A 16378-nucleotide genomic window follows, 5' to 3' on the forward strand; every position below is an offset into this window, starting at 1 on the left:
AAGCTCCTTTATGAATGAGTTGAAATTTTTTCTAAAGGCTGAGCGTTTCCATATACAGGTGTAGGTGTTTCTGTATTCTTCACCCATTTCACACCATTACGAATGACTTTTTGAACTTCTTTGTTATAGTAAGTCGGATACGTTTCATGACCAGGGCGGAAATAAAAAATCTTCCCTTTTCCACGGCGGAACGTGGCTCCGCTCCGGAACACTTCTCCCCCTTCAAACCAACTGACAAAGATCAATTCTTCCGGCGTCGGAATATCAAAATGTTCGCCGTACATTTCTTCTTTTTCAATTTCAATGAACTCACCGATGCCTTCTGTAATCGGATGACTCGGGTCGACTACCCAAAGACGCTCTTTTTCATCAGCTTCACGCCATTTCAAATCACAGGAAGTGCCCATCAACTTTTTGAACGGTTTGGAGAAGTGGGCGGAGTGCAGGACAACAAGCCCCATGCCTTCAAGAACGCGCTGCTTTACTTTTTCAGCAATCTCATCTTTGACTTCATCATGTGCCTTATGCCCCCACCATACGAGCACATCCGTATGTGCCAGCACCTCATCCGTGAGCCCATGTTCTTCTTCATCAAGCGTTGCTGTTTTGACGTTCTCATGGTCCTCACCGAGGAAATCAGCCACCGCATGATGAATGCCTTCAGGATAAATGTCCGCAACCGCCTGGTTTTCTTTTTCATGACGATTCTCATTCCATACTAGTACGTTCATGTTCATTCCCCTTTTCTAATAAAATAAGCGCTTTCTTCCATTCGAATAAATTATTCCGTCTGCTCAATCGCCTTCCGCGGATGACAGGAATCTCTCTCTACAATAACCGTCGGGATGATGACGCTTTTCTTGATCATGTCCGGACGGTTCAATAATTCGATTAAGTTCCTGGCTGATTCATGCCCCAGTTGGAATGATTGTGTATCCACTGTTGTTAAGGCGGGATTGGATAAACGGGCGATCATCGTGTTGTTGAAGCCGACAATACTCATTTCTTCCGGCAGTTTGACGCCTTTGGATGTCAGAGCACGCATGACTGTCAACGCATTATAATCATCGGTAATGACAAGCCCTGTCGGCGGTTCCTTCATCGCAAGCAATTCATCCACTACTTGATCGGCATCCGCAATATCAGCCTGAATATTTTTCTGTAATTCCTTAAATTCCACTAAATTTGCATTCGACAAGGCTTGTCGAAATCCTTCTAAACGGTCCCTTGCCACTTCGAAATGATAATCCCCACCAATGAAGCCGATCCGCTCATGACCGAGCTTGATCAAGTGTTCCGTCACTTCTTTACTTGCGAGAATATTATCATTGTCTACGTACATGGTTTCCCCTGTGCGGCTTACCGGCTTCCCGATCATGACGAATGGAAAGTCACATTCCCTCAAATAAGGAACAACATTGTCATCTTCCCGGGAGTACAGGACGATGACACCATCCACCCGCTTGCCCTGCACCATTTTGACGACTTCTTTGAAAATCGCTTCTTCTGTATTTCCTGTCGTTAAATAAATGCTGTAATCCTGCTCATGACAGGCATCGCTGATCCCCCTCAATAGTTCGGAAAAAAAGGGGTTATCGAAGGAGTGAACGGTGGAAACTTTGGTGACAATGCCGATCGTCTGCGTCGATTGGCTGACGAGGACACGTCCGTTGTAGTTGACATGATAGCCAAGTTCCTCCATCACTTTTCGCACTTTCCGTTTGGTCCGTTCGCTGATGCGCGGACTGTCGGAAATGACTCTGGATACCGTAGAAGGAGCGACATTCGCTTCTTTCGCCACATCTTTGATCGTGACAGACACGTCCATCGACTCCTTTCCTCTCTTCATTTTCTGTTTCTATATTCATGTCCCATCTTCCTTCTGTCGGAAGACTGGTTTCTTACCTATTTGGAGTGAATGGGGTTTGGAAACCACCCGCTTTCCGTGGGCGTCCGCTGAGCTCCTCGGGCTTACCGGTAACTCTGTTCTCACAGAAGTCTCGCAGTTTTCCAGCCCCCATTATGCTCGAAAGAGAATCGAAATCTTCTATTTTTGTTTACCCTAAATAGCACTTTTAGAAAGATAAGTTAATCCTAACACCTGCCAGGACAGGCGTTCCTTCAAATAGATTCTTCAAGACTCCATAGGAATGACCTGCGTCAGATTGTTGTTATTTGACTGCTCCTTCGGATACGCCGTTGATGATTTGCTTTTGGGCGAAGAAGTAGCCGATGATGACTGGCAGGATGGCGATTGTCAGGCCAGCGAGTGCCAGGTGCCACTGTTTCGTGTATTGACCGAAGAAGTAGAACATCTTCAATGGAATCGTGGCATTAGATTCATTTAACACGAGAGATGGAAGGAGATAGTCGTTCCAAATCCAGATGACGTTCAAAATCGCAACCGTCACAGAAATTGGCTTCAGTAATGGGAAAATGATGTACCAGAACGTCTGGAAGCGGTTAGCCCCATCAATGATCGCTGCTTCATCCATAGACTTCGAAATTCCCGTCATCGCTCCGTGATAGAGGAAGATTGACAAGCTGCATCCAAATCCAAGGTACATGAAAATCAAACCGCCGGCATTCAACATATCCACCTGTCCGAAAATGGAGATGAGTGGAATCATCACAGACTGGAACGGAATCAACATCGCTGCAACGAAAATGAAGAAAATGATTCCGCTGAGCTTACTTTTGTTTCGTGCCAGTGCATACCCGGCCATGGATGAGAACAAGATGATGATGGCGATACTTAAACCTGTAATCAAGACCGAGTTGAACAAAGACTTCAAGAATGCAAGATCTATGAAGGCTTCTCTGAAGTTTTCAAATACAGGGGTTTCAGGAAAACCGAGCACCCCCGAAAAAATGTCGCGCTTTGTTTTAAAAGCGTTGACGATCATCAAATAAAACGGGGAGATCCAGATCAGTCCAAGCAGAAGGCCGAGAATTTCTATGGAGATTAAATTCCGCTTTTCTTTGTTCTTCTTCATTACATCTCAACCTCCCGTTTCTTGTTGTAGTACACTTGCGTCAACGCGATGACGGCAACGATTAAGAAGAAGATAACCGCTTTCGCCTGCGCATAGGCCATATCATTGTCAGAGAAGGCCGTACGAACAATTTCCATTGCTACCATTTGGGTAGAGTTGAAAGGTCCACCGTTCGTCAATGACAAGTTCTGGTCATAGATTTTGAAGGCCATGGAAAGCGTTAAGAACATGCTGACCGTAAATGCGGGAGCAACGAGTGGGAACGTGATATTTTTGAAACGCTGGAAGCTGCTCGCCCCATCAATTTTTGCTGCTTCAATTAATTCTTTCGGGATGTTTTCCAGGTAAGCGATGTAGATGATCATGATGTAACCAGCCATCTGCCACGCTGTCAAAATGACAAGTCCCCAGAAACCTGTGTTTGTCGTGGATAACCATCCGTTCAATCCTTCGATGCCCGTTAGCCCGGCAATGTCTCCGAACACGCTGATGAAAATGAACTGCCAGATGAAACCAAGGATTAGTCCACCGATCAAGTTCGGCATGAAAAATACTGTACGCAGCAGACTGCTTGATTTAATATTCCGCGTTACAAGCAGCGCCAGCCCCAGTCCCATGATGTTCAGGAGGATGACGGTTACAACTGCGAATTTGACCGTGAACCAGATCGAGTCCATGAATTCATTTTCCTGGAACAGTTTTACGTAATTTTCAAACCCTATGAAGGCGTTCGCTGTAATCCCGTTCCAGTCGGTAAATGAATAGAAGAGTCCATATAGGAAAGGAATGACGACGACGAGCCCAAGACCCATGATCACCGGCGTCAGGAACAACCAGAAAGATAAACTTCGATTCTGCATGTAATACTCCTCCAATACTATTAACGGTGCGTTCCGCACATTATGATATCGATTTCATATGATTGGATAAAACATCCCATCTATTAACATACTTACCTATTTAAATATCCTAATAGAGGGGATCTTTTATAGTACCAGTAAGGGCGTAAGGCCCTTACTGGTTCCCAATCCTTACTGACGAGCGTCTTCCCATGCGGTTGTAGCTCTTTGTTCTACTTCTTCCCAGCTGATGTCACCAGCCAGGTATTCTTGTACAGCAACTCCGAAAGCATCTTCCGTCCAGCCTGTTGGGGCGCCAAGGAAGACCCAGCCAAGCGTGTTGCCGGCATTAGCATACTCATAAATTTCCTGTGAAATCGGATCGGCGATTTCCTGATCTTCATACCCTTCGTACGCCGGGATGAACTTGAATTCTTCTGTTACGAACTTCTTACCTTCTTCAGATGTGTACATCCAATCCAAGAAGTCTTTACTCGCTTGTACCACTTCATCACCAGACTCTTTGTTCACAACCCAGTAGTTCGGTACGCCTACAGGAATGCTGCCTTCATATCCTTCTACAGGAATCGGAAGCAAGCCAATATTGTTCTCAGCAAATTCCGCATCCATGGATTCGACCGTGTTGTACACCCAGTTTCCTTGCTGAATCAAAGCAACTTTTCCAAGGGAGAAGTTTTCTTCAACTTGTTGGGAATAGTCAAGACTCAACGTCGGTTGAACAGAGTACTCATTCTGAAGGTCCACGAAACGCTTCATCTGTTCTCCCATCTGGAACTCAATGGTGTCCGCTTCATATGCTTCCATGATGTCATGGTTGAATTCATCGGCAATATAGGCATTTGCCAGGTGGTTACCGATTACCCATTTCTCTTTGGCAGGGAAGGCAAACGGTGCTTCAATCCCTAACTCGTCTTTTTGATCTTCGAGCGTTTGGACAGCTTCTTCCAACGCTTCAAATGTTGTAATTTCTTCTGGGTTGATTCCTGCTTCTTCAAAAACTTTTTTGTTATAAAGAAGTCCGTAACCTTCCTGGTTAAACGGCAATCCTAACACCTGATCATTACGCGAGACACCGGATAGCGTTCCTTCGAGGGCAGCGTTCGCTGCATCGGTTTCTGATAAATCCGCTAAGTATTTCTCATATTCATCAACGTCTGTAGGTCCACCTACGTTGAAAATATCCGGCTCTTCACCAGAAGAGAAAGATGTTTTCAAAGAAGCCCCGTAATCATTTCCGCCCCCAACAGTTTTAACATTGATGTTCACGTCAGGGTTTTCTTCTTCATACATTGATACAAGCTCTTCGAACTGGTCTTTGAACTCTACTTTAAACTGGAAAATGTCGACTGTTACGCCGTCCCCTGACGAATCGTCCCCAGAACTGCTGCTGTCGTCTGAACCAAATGAACATCCCGTAAGTGCAACTGTAGACGCTAACAGTGCTGTGGCAATTCCAGAATAAAACTTGTTCTTTTTCATCTCATCCACCCCTATTGATTTAGTAATTATTGAATCCGCTTACATACCACATCTAAAAAAAGAGTTTTTCAATTCGTGCAAGATACGCGCATACGTTTGCGCAAATGACAATTAAAAAACTCATCAGCTTGTCCGTAAATGAGTTATAAAAGTGCTATTGTGGTCGATGTGAATACGTTTGCATAAAATCCAATAATCGAAGAAGTTGAGTAAATCATAACACGCGGTTCTGGCAAATACAACATCATTTTTCAAAAAATTCCCCAAATAGGGAGCGCTTTCATAGAGTGGGAAATACGCATATGCTTGTCGCAGCATGAAAACGAAAGCAGACACATACTTTGTATGAGTGAGGTGAAAATGATGAAAAAAAAGAGCGGTCCGATTGATTGGGGGGCTTTTTCTGACAATGTGGAAAAAGTGCTCGGGGAAGATTTCTGGAACGATATGCATCATGTCATTCCGAAACGCGGACCTTCCTATGACTTTTTTGAGACAGAAGATCAGGGCGTCATTGTGATCGAACTGCCTGGTTTAACAGATAAAGATCCCGTCTACCTGACCCAGGAAGGGACATCCTTGATCCTCAAAGGGGAAATCACTACTCAATATCCCGTAACTGACGACGATTTGCTCCACAACGAAAGGATGAAAGGAAATTTCAAACGGATCATCCCTGTACCCTTCCATTACACAGCCGAGGATATCGTAACCGCTTATAAAGAGGGGCTATTGATCGTTACGATCTTCAAACGTCAGAAAAACAGAAACATCCCGATCGAACGAGAAAATCAGTAGTGGAGAAAGATTTCTTTTTCATCCGTGCTTTTTTTCTGGAGCCGGACCTCAACTGCTCCATCCTGGTATTGAGCATACGCATTTCTTCTGCTCGTCTGTGCGGGCAATGCAATCTCTATCCTCTCAGGACCAATCCCACCTACAAATAACTTCCCGCTCCCAACGCTCAAGCGGATCTCCTCAAGCTCGACACCATATGGAACAGGGATGATGATCACGACCTCCCTCATCAACTCCATGACTTTATAGTTGTTTTCTGAAGCTTTTGGTTTTAACGGATGATCTTTTGGTGCCAAAGCATCCTGCACGGACTGCTGCACGAATTCGTTCATCTTTCCCATATCCATCAGGTCATCAGGAAGGAAAGAGCTGTTTTGTCCAAGGGGATTGAACCAATTCATAAAGTCTTTCATGCTTATCTTTTCCTTTCATACATTAGTCATAGGAGGTGATGATATGAGTCATATACATTTTAAAAATTTGTCCGTTGACCAAATTTCCGACGCATCGGGGATTTTTTCTGGAACGAACCTCCAATCTGGATTCAAGGCCGTCAATCAGAGCTGGGAAGGAAACGGGAAAATCGTCGGTCATCGAAACACTCTCCAACATAATAAACATCTAATCATCAAACGGCCTTCTAAAAGAGTGTAGACGAAATGTTTTTTAAAAGACGCCGTGGAAAGCAGGAAGATCTTGATCAACTTTCAAAAGAAATCCATGAGCTGAAACAAGTGATTCAACAGATGCAGGGCAAGCATATTGAATACCATATCCACTTTGATCAAGTCGATATCCATGACCCTAAACTTGAACAATTGACGTTCCAGCTGGATCATTTAGATATTGATGAATTGAGTGGTGCTCTAAACATGGGGAACAACTTCGGGGTGAATGTTAAGCCGAAGTCACCCACGCAGCCTGAATGCCGACAAACGGACAACGGCTTGAAATTCAGTTTCAAATCAAAGGAGGACTCCTGATATGGCCGGTCTTTCTCCTTACTTTTTCATAGGGAACATCAGAATTGGAACGATTGAAAATGCTTCCTGCCTCAACATGGGAAATAACATCCCTACAGGCTTTGAAAGCCATCAAAAATTGAACCAGGGATTCGGAAACGTCCATGGCGATGGAAATACTTTGGAAGGTTTACGCTCCATCCTAAGCGATTCAGCGATCCTTGATCTCATGTCCCAGAACGGAGAACAGGAAATCCCGGAGTGGGTGCAAAAGCTCATTGAAAAGAAAATGGAGGATCATCCCGCAGACTGATCGGCTCCATTCTCTTTTTTAGGACTTACCACTTTTGATATGGGCATGTCGATTTCATCATTATCATAAACCACATTTACGTTGTAAGAGATGATATTTCCATCTCCTACGACCGTTCCTAATGCCGCATTATGCTTTTCCTGAGTATCCCAGTGGGTCTGAGTGTTCGGCCCGACAAAGATTCCCGAGTTATTCGTCATATGATTGACGTAAATGGAATCAAAACGAATATCGATCAGGATCCCCCCTAGAATTGGACGTTTGGTTGAGGGTTGTTGATGGTAGGGTTCACGATCGGTGTATCGGTGACATCATTATCAATGATTGTATTCACATTATTGGTCGCAATGAAAAAGCCGACCGGGATTCCGGCTGCGTTATTGTTTTTCCCCTGCCATGACCAATCCGGCTGATTGTTCTGCCCTGTAGATATGATTCCATTTTCAGTGATCGAGTTAACAGCAATTTGATTGAAGACGACGGATACGGGCATTCCTATTCACCTCACCTTTTCTTCTGTTATCCTATTCTAGAACATTTGGAATGTGCCTTTTTCGGACAAACCTGCCTCACCTCCGTACTTTCCAAAACACTCGAAACATAATTCGATATCGAGGGATGAACCATTTGTGACCGTACACACTTCATCTTCACGCAATTCTGTTTTACACATCCAGCAAACGGTATGAACCTCATTCATCTGCTGCATCCATTCTTTCCAATCCACCTTTTTCCCACCTCTTCAGATCTGTCATAGCGTTATTCTACTCTGAATGTAAACATAGTCCTAATTTGCAAATTGATCTTTCAGGTGGCGACGTAGGCCCTGTATCTCTTCTTTTCCAAGGAAGAATTTTCTTTTTCAGGAGGATTTTCGACCTCATACATCTAATTTCTACTAATAACAACATGTCGAAATAGAAGAATGAGAAAAGGAAGGGATTGTCAGATGAACACACCTATACCATTCGCGGTACAGTTGTATACTTTACGAAACGAAACTGCTTCAGACTTTGCAGGAACATTAAAAAAAGTAGCCGATTTAGGATTTGATGCCGTAGAGTTTGCCGGGTTCGGTGATCATACCGCTCATGAAGTGAAAGAACTGCTGGATGAGCTGGGCTTAAAAGCCGCTTCCAGTCATATTCCTTTGGATGAACTGAAGACCAATCTGTCTCAGGTGATTGCAGACCAGAAGACCATTGAGAGTGACTATATTGTGTGTCCTTATATAGAAAACCGAACAGAAGCGGATTATAAGGAATTGATCGAGGATTTGAAAAGTATCGGGGATGAATGCAAAAAGCATGGGATCACTTTGTGCTATCATAATCATGACTTTGAGCTGGAGCCACTGCCGGACGGTCGAAAGCCCCTGGATGTGATTCTCGAAGAAACTACCGAACATCAAGTTCAAGCAGAATTCGATGTTTATTGGCTGCAAAAAGCCGGAGAACAGCCTTCTACGTGGATCGATCGTTATCAAGGACGGACTCCTTTGGTTCACCTGAAAGATATGACGTTAGATGAAGAGCAGTATTTTGCAGAACTCGGAACAGGTGGGATCGATTTGGATACCGTGTTCGTTCTCGGGGAAAAGTCAGGTGTGAACTATTGGATCGTCGAACAAGATGAGAGCCGGAGCACGCCACTTGAAAGCCTGGAGATTAGTATGAATTACTTGAAAGAGAAATTTCCTCAACAATAATAGGTACTTCCCTATATGCTATACAGTCTTAGAAACCTTTTGAAAAAGAGAAAAGCCTGATCTCTTAAAGAGAGCCAGGCTTTTATTTATTCTGATGGATTTTCCATCTATTGAACTCTAAATACTCACGGAACTGTTCTTTAGAGATCCCTGAATTCATCGCTTCCTGAACTAAATTCATCCATTCTTTATCCAACGTTTCATCTTGAGGTTCACTTTCCCCGTGAAGCAAAAAGTTGATGGATACATCCAGCTCCTGAGAGATTTTCGTCAAAAACTGAACGGAAGGGTTCTTTTGGATATTACGCTCAATCGAACTCAAATAAGACTTAGCCACTCCCGCCCTTTCAGCCAATTCGGACAGCGACATATGTCGGTCTTTGCGAATTTTTTGTATGCGTTTACCGATCATAATCTCACCTTCTTTCCTGTTGATAAGAGTATAGCATAGATACAACAACCGTTCTATTTAAAGCACGTAAAATCATTACGGAGTCCTATGTATGCACCTTCTTCTTTATTGAGTACACTTCGTATTCCCTATCTTTTATTATCGTACATTCATACGAATTATTTAGTGAAAGTTATACTTTAACGAACGTTTTTCAGCTTTTGTTCATGGTTATGTTTAACACGGAGAACATATAGAAATATATGGAATAAATTTCAAGTGCTCCTGTAAAGGGAGAAGCTTCCCATCCCACATGCTTACATTAAAAAATCACACAGTGAATAAGAGGTAAAATGAATGACTTTGGTGCAGGTTTCACACACTACCTATAAAAACGAGTGAGAACCCTTAGAAAAGGTGAACAAGATGAATGAGATTGTGGAGCAGTTTGAGGTTACATTCAACCAAATCCATCAACATTTGAAAGAACTGAACGGCTACCCGAAAAATGATAATTTCGTGGAGCTTCTTCAGCGTTCCAAGTTGAAGCACAGCGTCATCCGCGTCCACTTCGATCAGTTAAAGCAATATGCTAAACTCAGAAATGCCATCGTTCATGAACGAATCAGCGGGGATTACTTCATCGCTACGCCTCATGAGGATGTCGTTCAAGCCTTAAAACGAATTAAACGAACGCTTGACCAACCTCCTGAGGCCTTGGATTTCGCTACTCGTCCCGTTCTTTTTTTCAAAGAGAATACCGCTCTCAGTCATGTGATGGAAGCCTTCAGCCAGCATGGAATTTCTCAATTTCCTATCTATGCAGAGGATCATTCTTTCTCCGGATTGCTCACTAATGATGGGATCGTTCGCTGGTTTTCGCAAAATAACAAGAATGGGAAAATCGTTCTTGAAGACGTTTGCTCATCGGATGTCCTGTCTCACGAACAAGAACGAAGTGTAGAATTTCTGCAAGCGAGTGCGACTGTTTTTGATTTAGAGGAACGATTTGAACGAAGCCTGAATGAGAACCGAAAGTTGAAAGCAGTCATCTTGACTGAAACAGGCAGTCCTCATGACCTGCCGATGGGAATCGTGACAACATGGGACCTTATAAAAGTGGACCGACGCGATGATGATGAATCGTCTGAGGGTAAATGATTGAACGTTCGTTCGGAAGAGGATATGATAAAACCATCCACAATAAATAAGAGGGGTGATTATCATGAACGAACGCAGACATGAACCCTTCCGGTATCCGTTCCAGACGCCTCTTCCTGGTTTTTACAACAAGAAGTTCAGCAGTCACGTCTCAGGTCCTATGGAAGTGCATGATATCAGTATGAACGGATTGCGTTTTTCTTGTAATCTGCAGCCCGGGTTGTCCATGAAAGATGAATTGTTCCTTTCGTTCATCTATGAGAATAAGACGTTCACAGCCGAAGGCCGGCTGATTGGGATGAAATCAGAAGGTGAACAAATGACATGTGGGGTCCACGTGTTTGAATTTCCGGATCAATTGAAAGAAATTATTCAAAAGCTTGGAGATTCACTCGAAGAATCTCAAAAGAATCACCATGACACGAAGTCTCCATGATGGAGGCTTTTTTATTTTTGGCTTTGTTACCAGCATCCATCTCCGAATGTACAAACAAAGCTTGTATTAAAAAAAGGCTCTGTTAAAGTTCAGTGTTGATATTTCCATCAACGGATGGAAGTGACAATGAATGATAGGATGATAAAAAAGGAATTTATCCTCAAGTTTCGAAACCTTTAGATGATCTACTTTCACGATGTAACCAATGAATCTTGTTGGATTATTATTTCGAAACGGAGCCTTTCGCTAAACGGCAGGATTGTTGAAGACTTAATTTTGAGAGGGTTCGGAGTTCGTTATCGTTTTGAGTGCCAGGGGTGGCTGGGAAGCTACTCGCTTTCCTGCGGGGGCTCACCGCGCTCCCGCGGAAAGCGAGTCATCCCCCGCAGACCCTAACTACCTCACAAACATCTCGAAACTGAATCTTCAAGAAAAGGGAGTTTTAGTTGAATAAGTCTAAGATAAAAATGAGAAACTTCCATGAAATTGGAAGTTTCTCATTTGCAGTAATATCAACACTAAACTTTAACAGATCCAAAAAATGTAAGTTAATCTTTTTGGGCTCTTTTGCGGAAGAAGCCTGTGATTTTGTTGGAAAGGTCGTCAAAGTAAGTATAGACGACCGGGATGAGTACGAGGGTAAAGAAGCTGGATACCGTCAGACCAAAGATAATGGTGACGGCCAGAGGCTGTTGTGCTTCTGCCCCTCTCCCGATCCCGATAGCTAACGGTACCATTCCAAGCACTGTCGTAAGCGTCGTCATCAAGATCGGTCGTAGACGGTTCGGACCTGCTTCTAAAATGGCTTCATAACGATCGTACGATTTTCTTCTCAGAATGTTGATATAATCCACGAGAACAATAGCGTTATTCACTACGATTCCTGCGAGCATTATGATTCCGACAAAGGCTGGGAGACTGAACGGAAGTCCAGTTACGAACAACCCGCCGGAGATTCCAATGATGGTTGCCGGTAGTGAAAACATGATGATAAACGGAAACAGGAAATTCTCAAACTGTACAGCCATAACAGCATAGACAAGAAAGATAGAAAAGATCAAGGCAAGGGATAAGTCACCAAATGCTTCCTGCATATCCTGCGCCTGGCCACCTATGGTATAGGAATATCCGTCAGGGAAATTCAACCGTTCCAGTTCGGCGCGCACTTCTTCTGTTGCTGTACCTAAATCAATATCTGCAATTTCCGCTTCCACATTCACCTGTGGCTGCTGATTTTGCCGGAGCAGGGAAACCGGGCCCTGCACTTGATTCAATTCGGCAATCGTCGCGAGCGGAATCAATGAGCCATTCGGGGTCTGAACCGACATCCCCTCTAAATCAGCAATCGTTTGCCGCTCCTCCTCCGGAAGAATAAACCGGACATCAATTTCGTCCGTTCCATCCCGGTATCTTGTAGCCACTTGACCATTGAAACCGAGCTGGACCTGACTGATTACCTGCTGGTCTGTCAAACCGTACTGGGCCGCTTTATCCTCGTCCACCTCGATCTGCATTTCCGGACGCCCTTCATCTGTAGAAGAAGCAGCGTTCTGGACCCCATCAATCTCATTCATCAAATAAGCGACCTGGCCGCCAAGCTCGTCCAGGACTTCATATTCTCCCCCGTTGAGCTGCACCTGGAGAGGAGCTCCTGTACCTAAGCCTGCATCCAGTTCACTGACTTCGATTTCAGCTCCTGCGATGTTTGAGAGAGATTCATTCATTTCTCCCATTACAGTCTGGGTTGTTTTTTCCCTTTCGGAAGGTTCCACGAGCTGAATCGTGTAGGAGGCGAAATCGGATGATCCATTCCCCACGCTCCCCATCGAGCCCCCACCGATGGATAGGTAGCTCACTTCGATGATTTCCTTGTAATTTTCAATTTTGGCATCTATTTCTTCTGTCAGGGCTTCCGTTTCTTCAAGAGACGTTCCTTCAGGCATATTGACCCGAATTTCCACTTGTCCTTGGTCGGAAGGGGGGATGAATTCTGTCCCAATCAATGGAATAAGAGCTACACTCCCCGCAATAAGTGCGAAAGTAATGGCGATGGTCGTTTTCCTGAATTTCAACACCCACCTCAAAATGGAACGATACCCGTTGTTCACTTTTTCAAGGAATCGGTTGAACCAATAACGACGCCCCTCTTCTTTCAATGATTTGGTCAACAACTTCGAAGATAACATCGGAATTAACGTCACAGAAACCGCTAACGATGCGATCAGGGCGAACATGATCGTTAATGCGAGCGGAGTGAAAAGTTCGGATGCAATACCTTCAACGAAAATAATCGGTAAAAAAACTACGAGCGTCGTTGTTGCTGATGCGACCACAGCAGGAGCCAGTTCTGATGCTCCCTCTTTAGCCGCTTCGACCATTGAATACCCTCGCTGGCGATAGCTGACGATGTTCTCCAGGATGACGATGGAACTGTCGACCATCATTCCAATCCCGAGGGCCAGTCCCCCCATCGTAAGCACGTTTAATGTTTCACCGGTAAAGTACATCAGCGTAAAGGTCGATATAATCGCAATCGGAATCGACAATCCGATAACGAGCGTGGCTCGAATACTTTTAAGGAACAGCAATAAAATCAGGACAGAGAAAATACCTCCGAGTATGATATTCAAGACAACACTGTTTATGGATATTTTAATAAATTCGGATGTATCAAGCACAATGTTCGTACCGACACCTTCCGGAAGATCAGATTCAAGTTCATCCATCGCCTCCCGCACGTTATCTGCGGTTTCTACAGTATTCGCATCTGTCTTTTTCAAAATGGACAGAACGACCGAAGAGGATCCGTCCACTTTGCTGATGGTATTCGAGTTCGTGAAGGTTTCGTTCACATCCGCAATTTGATCCAGTGTCACCTGCGCACCTGTAGGAGATTGGATTCTCGTGTTCCTTACCTCTTCGACAGAATTGTATTCTCCATCAATTCGGATCTGCAGATCTTTCTGTCCTTTTTGAATGGTTCCTGCTGACGCGGATTGATTGGCTGCGTTCAGAGCCTGGATCAACGTTTGGGAGTCCAGGCCATATGTAGCCATTTGGGCACGGTCGACGAGCACTTGAACTTCTTTTTTCTGTCCGCCTTCAATACTGACCGAAGCAACACCTTCCTGCCGTTCAAGAAAAGGGACGAGTCGATTTTCTGCTACTTGCTGGAGCTCATCCGGAGTATCCCCTGAAAGTCCGACCGTCATGATCGGAAGCTGCTGAGGGTCAAAGCGGAGGACACTCGGGTCTGAGGCTCCTTCAGGTAAAAGTCCTGTCACTTGATCGACGTTTTCCCTTACCTGTAAGAGTGTACTATCAAGGTCCACTCCCGTATTGAATTGCATAAGAACGAGAGAAGCCCCTGCCTGTGATTGCGACTGGAGCACCTCAAGCCCTTCGATGCTGCTGACTGAAGATTCGACAGGCCGGCTGACGAGCTTCTCCACTTCCTGTGGAGCCGCCCCTTCATAGGAGGTGGATACGACTGCAATCGGCAGGTCAATTTCCGGATAAAGATCAATGGTCAAACTTCGCAGCGATACAAAGCCAAGACCGAGGATCGCTGCAACGATCATGATGACACCGACCGGTCTTTTGACAGAAAGGTTCACCAGCTTCATGAGGATCCCTCCTCCATGATGGTCACTTTGTCCCCATCAGATAAAGTCAATTGGCCTGTCGTAATGACCGACGCCGCTTCAGTCAAGTCCCCGGAAACCGCAGAGAATTCCGTTTGGGATTCTAAAACAGATACGGGCACTTTCACCGCTTTTTTATCTTCAACCTTATAAACGAATGTTTCATCATTCTGTTCTACCAGGCTGTCTGTTGGAACGATGAGGGTATCTTCTACAATGTTTTCGGGAAGAAGAAAATTTGCCATCATTCCCGGTTTGATTTTCTCATCCCCATTCCCTACAGTCGCTTCCACAGGGTAAAGCCCCGTATCATCAGGAACGGAAGAAACATAACGGACGGTAGAAGAGACCTGTTCTTCAAGAGAAGTGAGATCGACCGTTAATTCTTCCCCTTTTTCAAAAAGGGGAAGCTGATCAGCCGTGACAGAGGCTGTTATCGTCATTGGATCAAGGCTGACAATCGTAGCAAATGGCTGCTGATTGGTGACCATATCCCCTTCCTTGGCATTCAAAGTAGACACTTCTCCGGACGTTGGCGCTGTGATCGCTTCATTTTCTGCTTGCTCCTCAGCCTGATTCAACTGCACATTCGCTTGCTCTACCTGTAGTTCTGCCTGTTCGACAGCTACCTGCGCTTGTTCGAATTGTTGCCGGGCCTGATCGACCTGTGCCTCCGCTTGGGCGACGGCTGAAGAAGATTGCGACTTCTGGCCCTGCAGCTGCTGATATTGAGCATATGCTTGATCTGCACGGCTCTTCGCTTGTTGGTATAGGGCATCAGGAATCGTGCCTTCATCCGCTAACTTCTTCGTTTCCTCTGCCAGCTGCTTCGCTTGTTCATACTGCTGCTTGGCTGCTTCTCTTGCCTGAGCGGTTTGGCTCGCTTCAGATTCAGAAGCTTGTTCAGCTAAATCCACCTGCTCCTTTGCACTTTCAACCCCTTGAGCTGCCTGTTCTTTGGAAACTTGGGCATTTTCCAACTGGGTCTGTGCCTGACGGACGGCAATCTCCTGTAATTCCACTTGATTGTCCACGTTACCTCCAGGTCGGACGACAGCTACCGTTTCTCCTTTTTCCACTCGATCCCCTTTAGAAATGTTCAATGTTGCTAATTCCCCTGGGGTTTCAGGAAGAACAGGGGATGTATCTTGAGCGGTCGCCCTGGCGACCAGTTTACGTTCTACGACAAAATCTTCTTTTTTCACGGCTTCCACCTTAACAGGGGTAATCCGTTCTTTTTCGTCCTCATTCGATTCTCCCTGTGTACAAGCGGTTACAATAAAAAGGATCATAACCATCCAAAACAACCGTTTCATCTAAGACTTCCTCTCCATATTCAGACTCTCAAAATCTAACCGAACACTAGTCATAACCTTCTATATTACCCTTCGCCTATTAAGCAGGGACTCCTTACACACGTACTGACCATGTAGTCATAATTACGATTAATGTTACTAAATCGAGATATGTAATGCAACTTGTTGACTGCCGACGAAATTGACAAAATTGTGACTTTTTTTGGAAAAAGATCCATCCCAAACCTGGCACCTTCCCTGCCTCTTTTGGTACCAGGTACGGCAGAGAATAAATCTGTACCTGGTACCCTTTTCTAATCATTGGGTACCAGGTA

The 16378-nt window shown here is 44.7% G+C and carries 19 protein-coding genes; 7 read left to right on the top strand and 12 right to left on the bottom strand.

Annotation, left to right across the window (positions count from 1 at the left end):
• Positions 1-8 precede the first annotated feature (8 nt).
• The 5 genes from ACXADE_RS17355 to ACXADE_RS17375 all read right to left on the bottom strand — a co-directional run bounded on the left by ACXADE_RS17355 (position 9) and on the right by ACXADE_RS17375 (position 5335).
• Positions 9-731, bottom strand: coding sequence for a ThuA domain-containing protein (locus ACXADE_RS17355; protein ID WP_474981678.1), 723 nt, complete (start codon positions 729-731; stop codon positions 9-11).
• A gap of 50 nt (positions 732-781) precedes the next feature.
• The gene (locus ACXADE_RS17360) at positions 782-1822 is read right to left on the bottom strand and encodes a LacI family DNA-binding transcriptional regulator (RefSeq protein ID WP_474981679.1); all 1041 of its coding nucleotides are present in this window, start codon (positions 1820-1822) and stop codon (positions 782-784) included.
• A gap of 349 nt (positions 1823-2171) precedes the next feature.
• Positions 2172-2996, bottom strand: coding sequence for a carbohydrate ABC transporter permease (locus ACXADE_RS17365; protein ID WP_474981680.1), 825 nt, complete (start codon positions 2994-2996; stop codon positions 2172-2174).
• Positions 2996-3856 (bottom strand): carbohydrate ABC transporter permease, encoded by an 861-nt coding sequence (locus tag ACXADE_RS17370; RefSeq protein ID WP_474981681.1) that lies wholly within the window; start codon positions 3854-3856, stop codon positions 2996-2998. The genes ACXADE_RS17365 and ACXADE_RS17370 overlap by 1 nt, the downstream gene beginning before the upstream one ends.
• Before the next feature lie 171 nt (positions 3857-4027).
• The gene (locus ACXADE_RS17375; RefSeq protein WP_474981682.1) at positions 4028-5335 is read right to left on the bottom strand and encodes an ABC transporter substrate-binding protein; all 1308 of its coding nucleotides are present in this window, start codon (positions 5333-5335) and stop codon (positions 4028-4030) included.
• Positions 5336-5698: 363 nt separating this feature from the next.
• Between ACXADE_RS17375 and ACXADE_RS17380 the strand changes: the two genes are divergently transcribed.
• Positions 5699-6133, top strand: coding sequence for an Hsp20/alpha crystallin family protein (locus tag ACXADE_RS17380; RefSeq protein WP_474981683.1), 435 nt, complete (start codon positions 5699-5701; stop codon positions 6131-6133).
• On the opposite strand, the gene ACXADE_RS17385 is transcribed toward ACXADE_RS17380, so the two are convergent.
• On the bottom strand, positions 6127-6546 hold the full coding sequence (locus ACXADE_RS17385; protein WP_474981684.1) for an Hsp20/alpha crystallin family protein: 420 nt from the start codon (positions 6544-6546) through the stop codon (positions 6127-6129). The two genes, ACXADE_RS17380 and ACXADE_RS17385, sit on opposite strands and share 7 nt — an antisense overlap.
• Before the next feature lie 43 nt (positions 6547-6589).
• On the opposite strand from ACXADE_RS17385, the gene ACXADE_RS17390 reads away from it, so the two are divergent.
• From ACXADE_RS17390 to ACXADE_RS17400, 3 genes are read left to right on the top strand one after another with little or no spacing between them, the layout of a single operon-like run.
• A complete protein-coding gene (locus ACXADE_RS17390) occupies positions 6590-6787 on the top strand; it encodes a hypothetical protein (protein WP_474981685.1) in 198 nt (65 codons plus the stop codon).
• A 5-nt stretch (positions 6788-6792) separates the two neighbouring features.
• A complete protein-coding gene (locus tag ACXADE_RS17395; RefSeq protein WP_474981686.1) occupies positions 6793-7116 on the top strand; it encodes a hypothetical protein in 324 nt (107 codons plus the stop codon).
• Position 7117: 1 nt separating this feature from the next.
• A complete protein-coding gene (locus ACXADE_RS17400; RefSeq protein WP_474981687.1) occupies positions 7118-7408 on the top strand; it encodes a hypothetical protein in 291 nt (96 codons plus the stop codon).
• On the opposite strand, the gene ACXADE_RS17405 is transcribed toward ACXADE_RS17400, so the two are convergent.
• Genes ACXADE_RS17405 through ACXADE_RS17415 form a run of 3 tightly spaced genes read right to left on the bottom strand, consistent with a single transcriptional unit; the run spans position 7393 to position 8135 of the window.
• Positions 7393-7608 carry a hypothetical protein gene (locus tag ACXADE_RS17405; protein WP_474981688.1) on the bottom strand — a complete coding sequence of 72 codons (216 nt, stop codon included), beginning with the start codon at positions 7606-7608 and terminating at the stop codon, positions 7393-7395. The genes ACXADE_RS17400 and ACXADE_RS17405 overlap by 16 nt on opposite strands.
• Before the next feature lie 47 nt (positions 7609-7655).
• Positions 7656-7901, bottom strand: coding sequence for a hypothetical protein (locus tag ACXADE_RS17410; RefSeq protein WP_474981689.1), 246 nt, complete (start codon positions 7899-7901; stop codon positions 7656-7658).
• Positions 7902-7937: 36 nt separating this feature from the next.
• A complete protein-coding gene (locus ACXADE_RS17415; protein WP_474981690.1) occupies positions 7938-8135 on the bottom strand; it encodes a hypothetical protein in 198 nt (65 codons plus the stop codon).
• A gap of 222 nt (positions 8136-8357) precedes the next feature.
• Here ACXADE_RS17415 and ACXADE_RS17420 point away from each other — a divergent pair, with 222 nt between their 5' ends.
• Complete coding sequence (locus ACXADE_RS17420) at positions 8358-9116, top strand: sugar phosphate isomerase/epimerase family protein (RefSeq protein ID WP_474981691.1); 759 nt, start codon at positions 8358-8360, stop codon at positions 9114-9116.
• Between the two features lie 82 nt (positions 9117-9198).
• On the opposite strand, the gene ACXADE_RS17425 is transcribed toward ACXADE_RS17420, so the two are convergent.
• On the bottom strand, positions 9199-9528 hold the full coding sequence (locus tag ACXADE_RS17425) for a helix-turn-helix domain-containing protein (RefSeq protein WP_474981692.1): 330 nt from the start codon (positions 9526-9528) through the stop codon (positions 9199-9201).
• Between the two features lie 405 nt (positions 9529-9933).
• Between ACXADE_RS17425 and ACXADE_RS17430 the strand changes: the two genes are divergently transcribed.
• Positions 9934-10668: a CBS domain-containing protein gene (locus ACXADE_RS17430; RefSeq protein WP_474981693.1), complete on the top strand. Its 735-nt coding sequence runs from the start codon at positions 9934-9936 to the stop codon at positions 10666-10668.
• Between the two features lie 64 nt (positions 10669-10732).
• Entirely contained in the window at positions 10733-11104 is a 372-nt protein-coding gene (locus tag ACXADE_RS17435) for a PilZ domain-containing protein (protein WP_474981694.1), read from the top strand.
• A 548-nt stretch (positions 11105-11652) separates the two neighbouring features.
• Here ACXADE_RS17435 and ACXADE_RS17440 read toward each other — a convergent pair.
• Positions 11653-14730 carry an efflux RND transporter permease subunit gene (locus tag ACXADE_RS17440; RefSeq protein WP_474981695.1) on the bottom strand — a complete coding sequence of 1026 codons (3078 nt, stop codon included), beginning with the start codon at positions 14728-14730 and terminating at the stop codon, positions 11653-11655.
• Positions 14727-16064: an efflux RND transporter periplasmic adaptor subunit gene (locus tag ACXADE_RS17445; RefSeq protein WP_474981696.1), complete on the bottom strand. Its 1338-nt coding sequence runs from the start codon at positions 16062-16064 to the stop codon at positions 14727-14729. The genes ACXADE_RS17440 and ACXADE_RS17445 overlap by 4 nt, the downstream gene beginning before the upstream one ends.
• Positions 16065-16378 lie beyond the last annotated feature (314 nt).

Source organism: Halobacillus sp. ABR2_026 (assembly GCF_056158545.1).

Excerpts from the sequence above, each read along its gene's own strand:
- ACXADE_RS17435 (WP_474981694.1), top strand. The coding sequence starts at position 10,733 with ATGAACGAACGCAGACATGAACCCTTCCGGTATCCGTTCCAGACGCCT.
- ACXADE_RS17355 (WP_474981678.1), bottom strand. The coding sequence starts at position 731 with ATGAACGTACTAGTATGGAATGAGAATCGTCATGAAAAAGAAAACCAG.
- ACXADE_RS17405 (WP_474981688.1), bottom strand. The coding sequence starts at position 7,608 with ATGACGAATAACTCGGGAATCTTTGTCGGGCCGAACACTCAGACCCAC.
- ACXADE_RS17365 (WP_474981680.1), bottom strand. The coding sequence starts at position 2,996 with ATGAAGAAGAACAAAGAAAAGCGGAATTTAATCTCCATAGAAATTCTC.
- ACXADE_RS17375 (WP_474981682.1), bottom strand. The coding sequence starts at position 5,335 with ATGAAAAAGAACAAGTTTTATTCTGGAATTGCCACAGCACTGTTAGCG.
- ACXADE_RS17420 (WP_474981691.1), top strand. The coding sequence starts at position 8,358 with ATGAACACACCTATACCATTCGCGGTACAGTTGTATACTTTACGAAAC.
- ACXADE_RS17385 (WP_474981684.1), bottom strand. The coding sequence starts at position 6,546 with ATGAAAGACTTTATGAATTGGTTCAATCCCCTTGGACAAAACAGCTCT.
- ACXADE_RS17395 (WP_474981686.1), top strand. The coding sequence starts at position 6,793 with ATGTTTTTTAAAAGACGCCGTGGAAAGCAGGAAGATCTTGATCAACTT.
- ACXADE_RS17380 (WP_474981683.1), top strand. The coding sequence starts at position 5,699 with ATGAAAAAAAAGAGCGGTCCGATTGATTGGGGGGCTTTTTCTGACAAT.
- ACXADE_RS17410 (WP_474981689.1), bottom strand. The coding sequence starts at position 7,901 with ATGCCCGTATCCGTCGTCTTCAATCAAATTGCTGTTAACTCGATCACT.
- ACXADE_RS17445 (WP_474981696.1), bottom strand. The coding sequence starts at position 16,064 with ATGAAACGGTTGTTTTGGATGGTTATGATCCTTTTTATTGTAACCGCT.
- ACXADE_RS17390 (WP_474981685.1), top strand. The coding sequence starts at position 6,590 with ATGAGTCATATACATTTTAAAAATTTGTCCGTTGACCAAATTTCCGAC.
- ACXADE_RS17440 (WP_474981695.1), bottom strand. The coding sequence starts at position 14,730 with ATGAAGCTGGTGAACCTTTCTGTCAAAAGACCGGTCGGTGTCATCATG.
- ACXADE_RS17400 (WP_474981687.1), top strand. The coding sequence starts at position 7,118 with ATGGCCGGTCTTTCTCCTTACTTTTTCATAGGGAACATCAGAATTGGA.
- ACXADE_RS17430 (WP_474981693.1), top strand. The coding sequence starts at position 9,934 with ATGAATGAGATTGTGGAGCAGTTTGAGGTTACATTCAACCAAATCCAT.
- ACXADE_RS17370 (WP_474981681.1), bottom strand. The coding sequence starts at position 3,856 with ATGCAGAATCGAAGTTTATCTTTCTGGTTGTTCCTGACGCCGGTGATC.
- ACXADE_RS17425 (WP_474981692.1), bottom strand. The coding sequence starts at position 9,528 with ATGATCGGTAAACGCATACAAAAAATTCGCAAAGACCGACATATGTCG.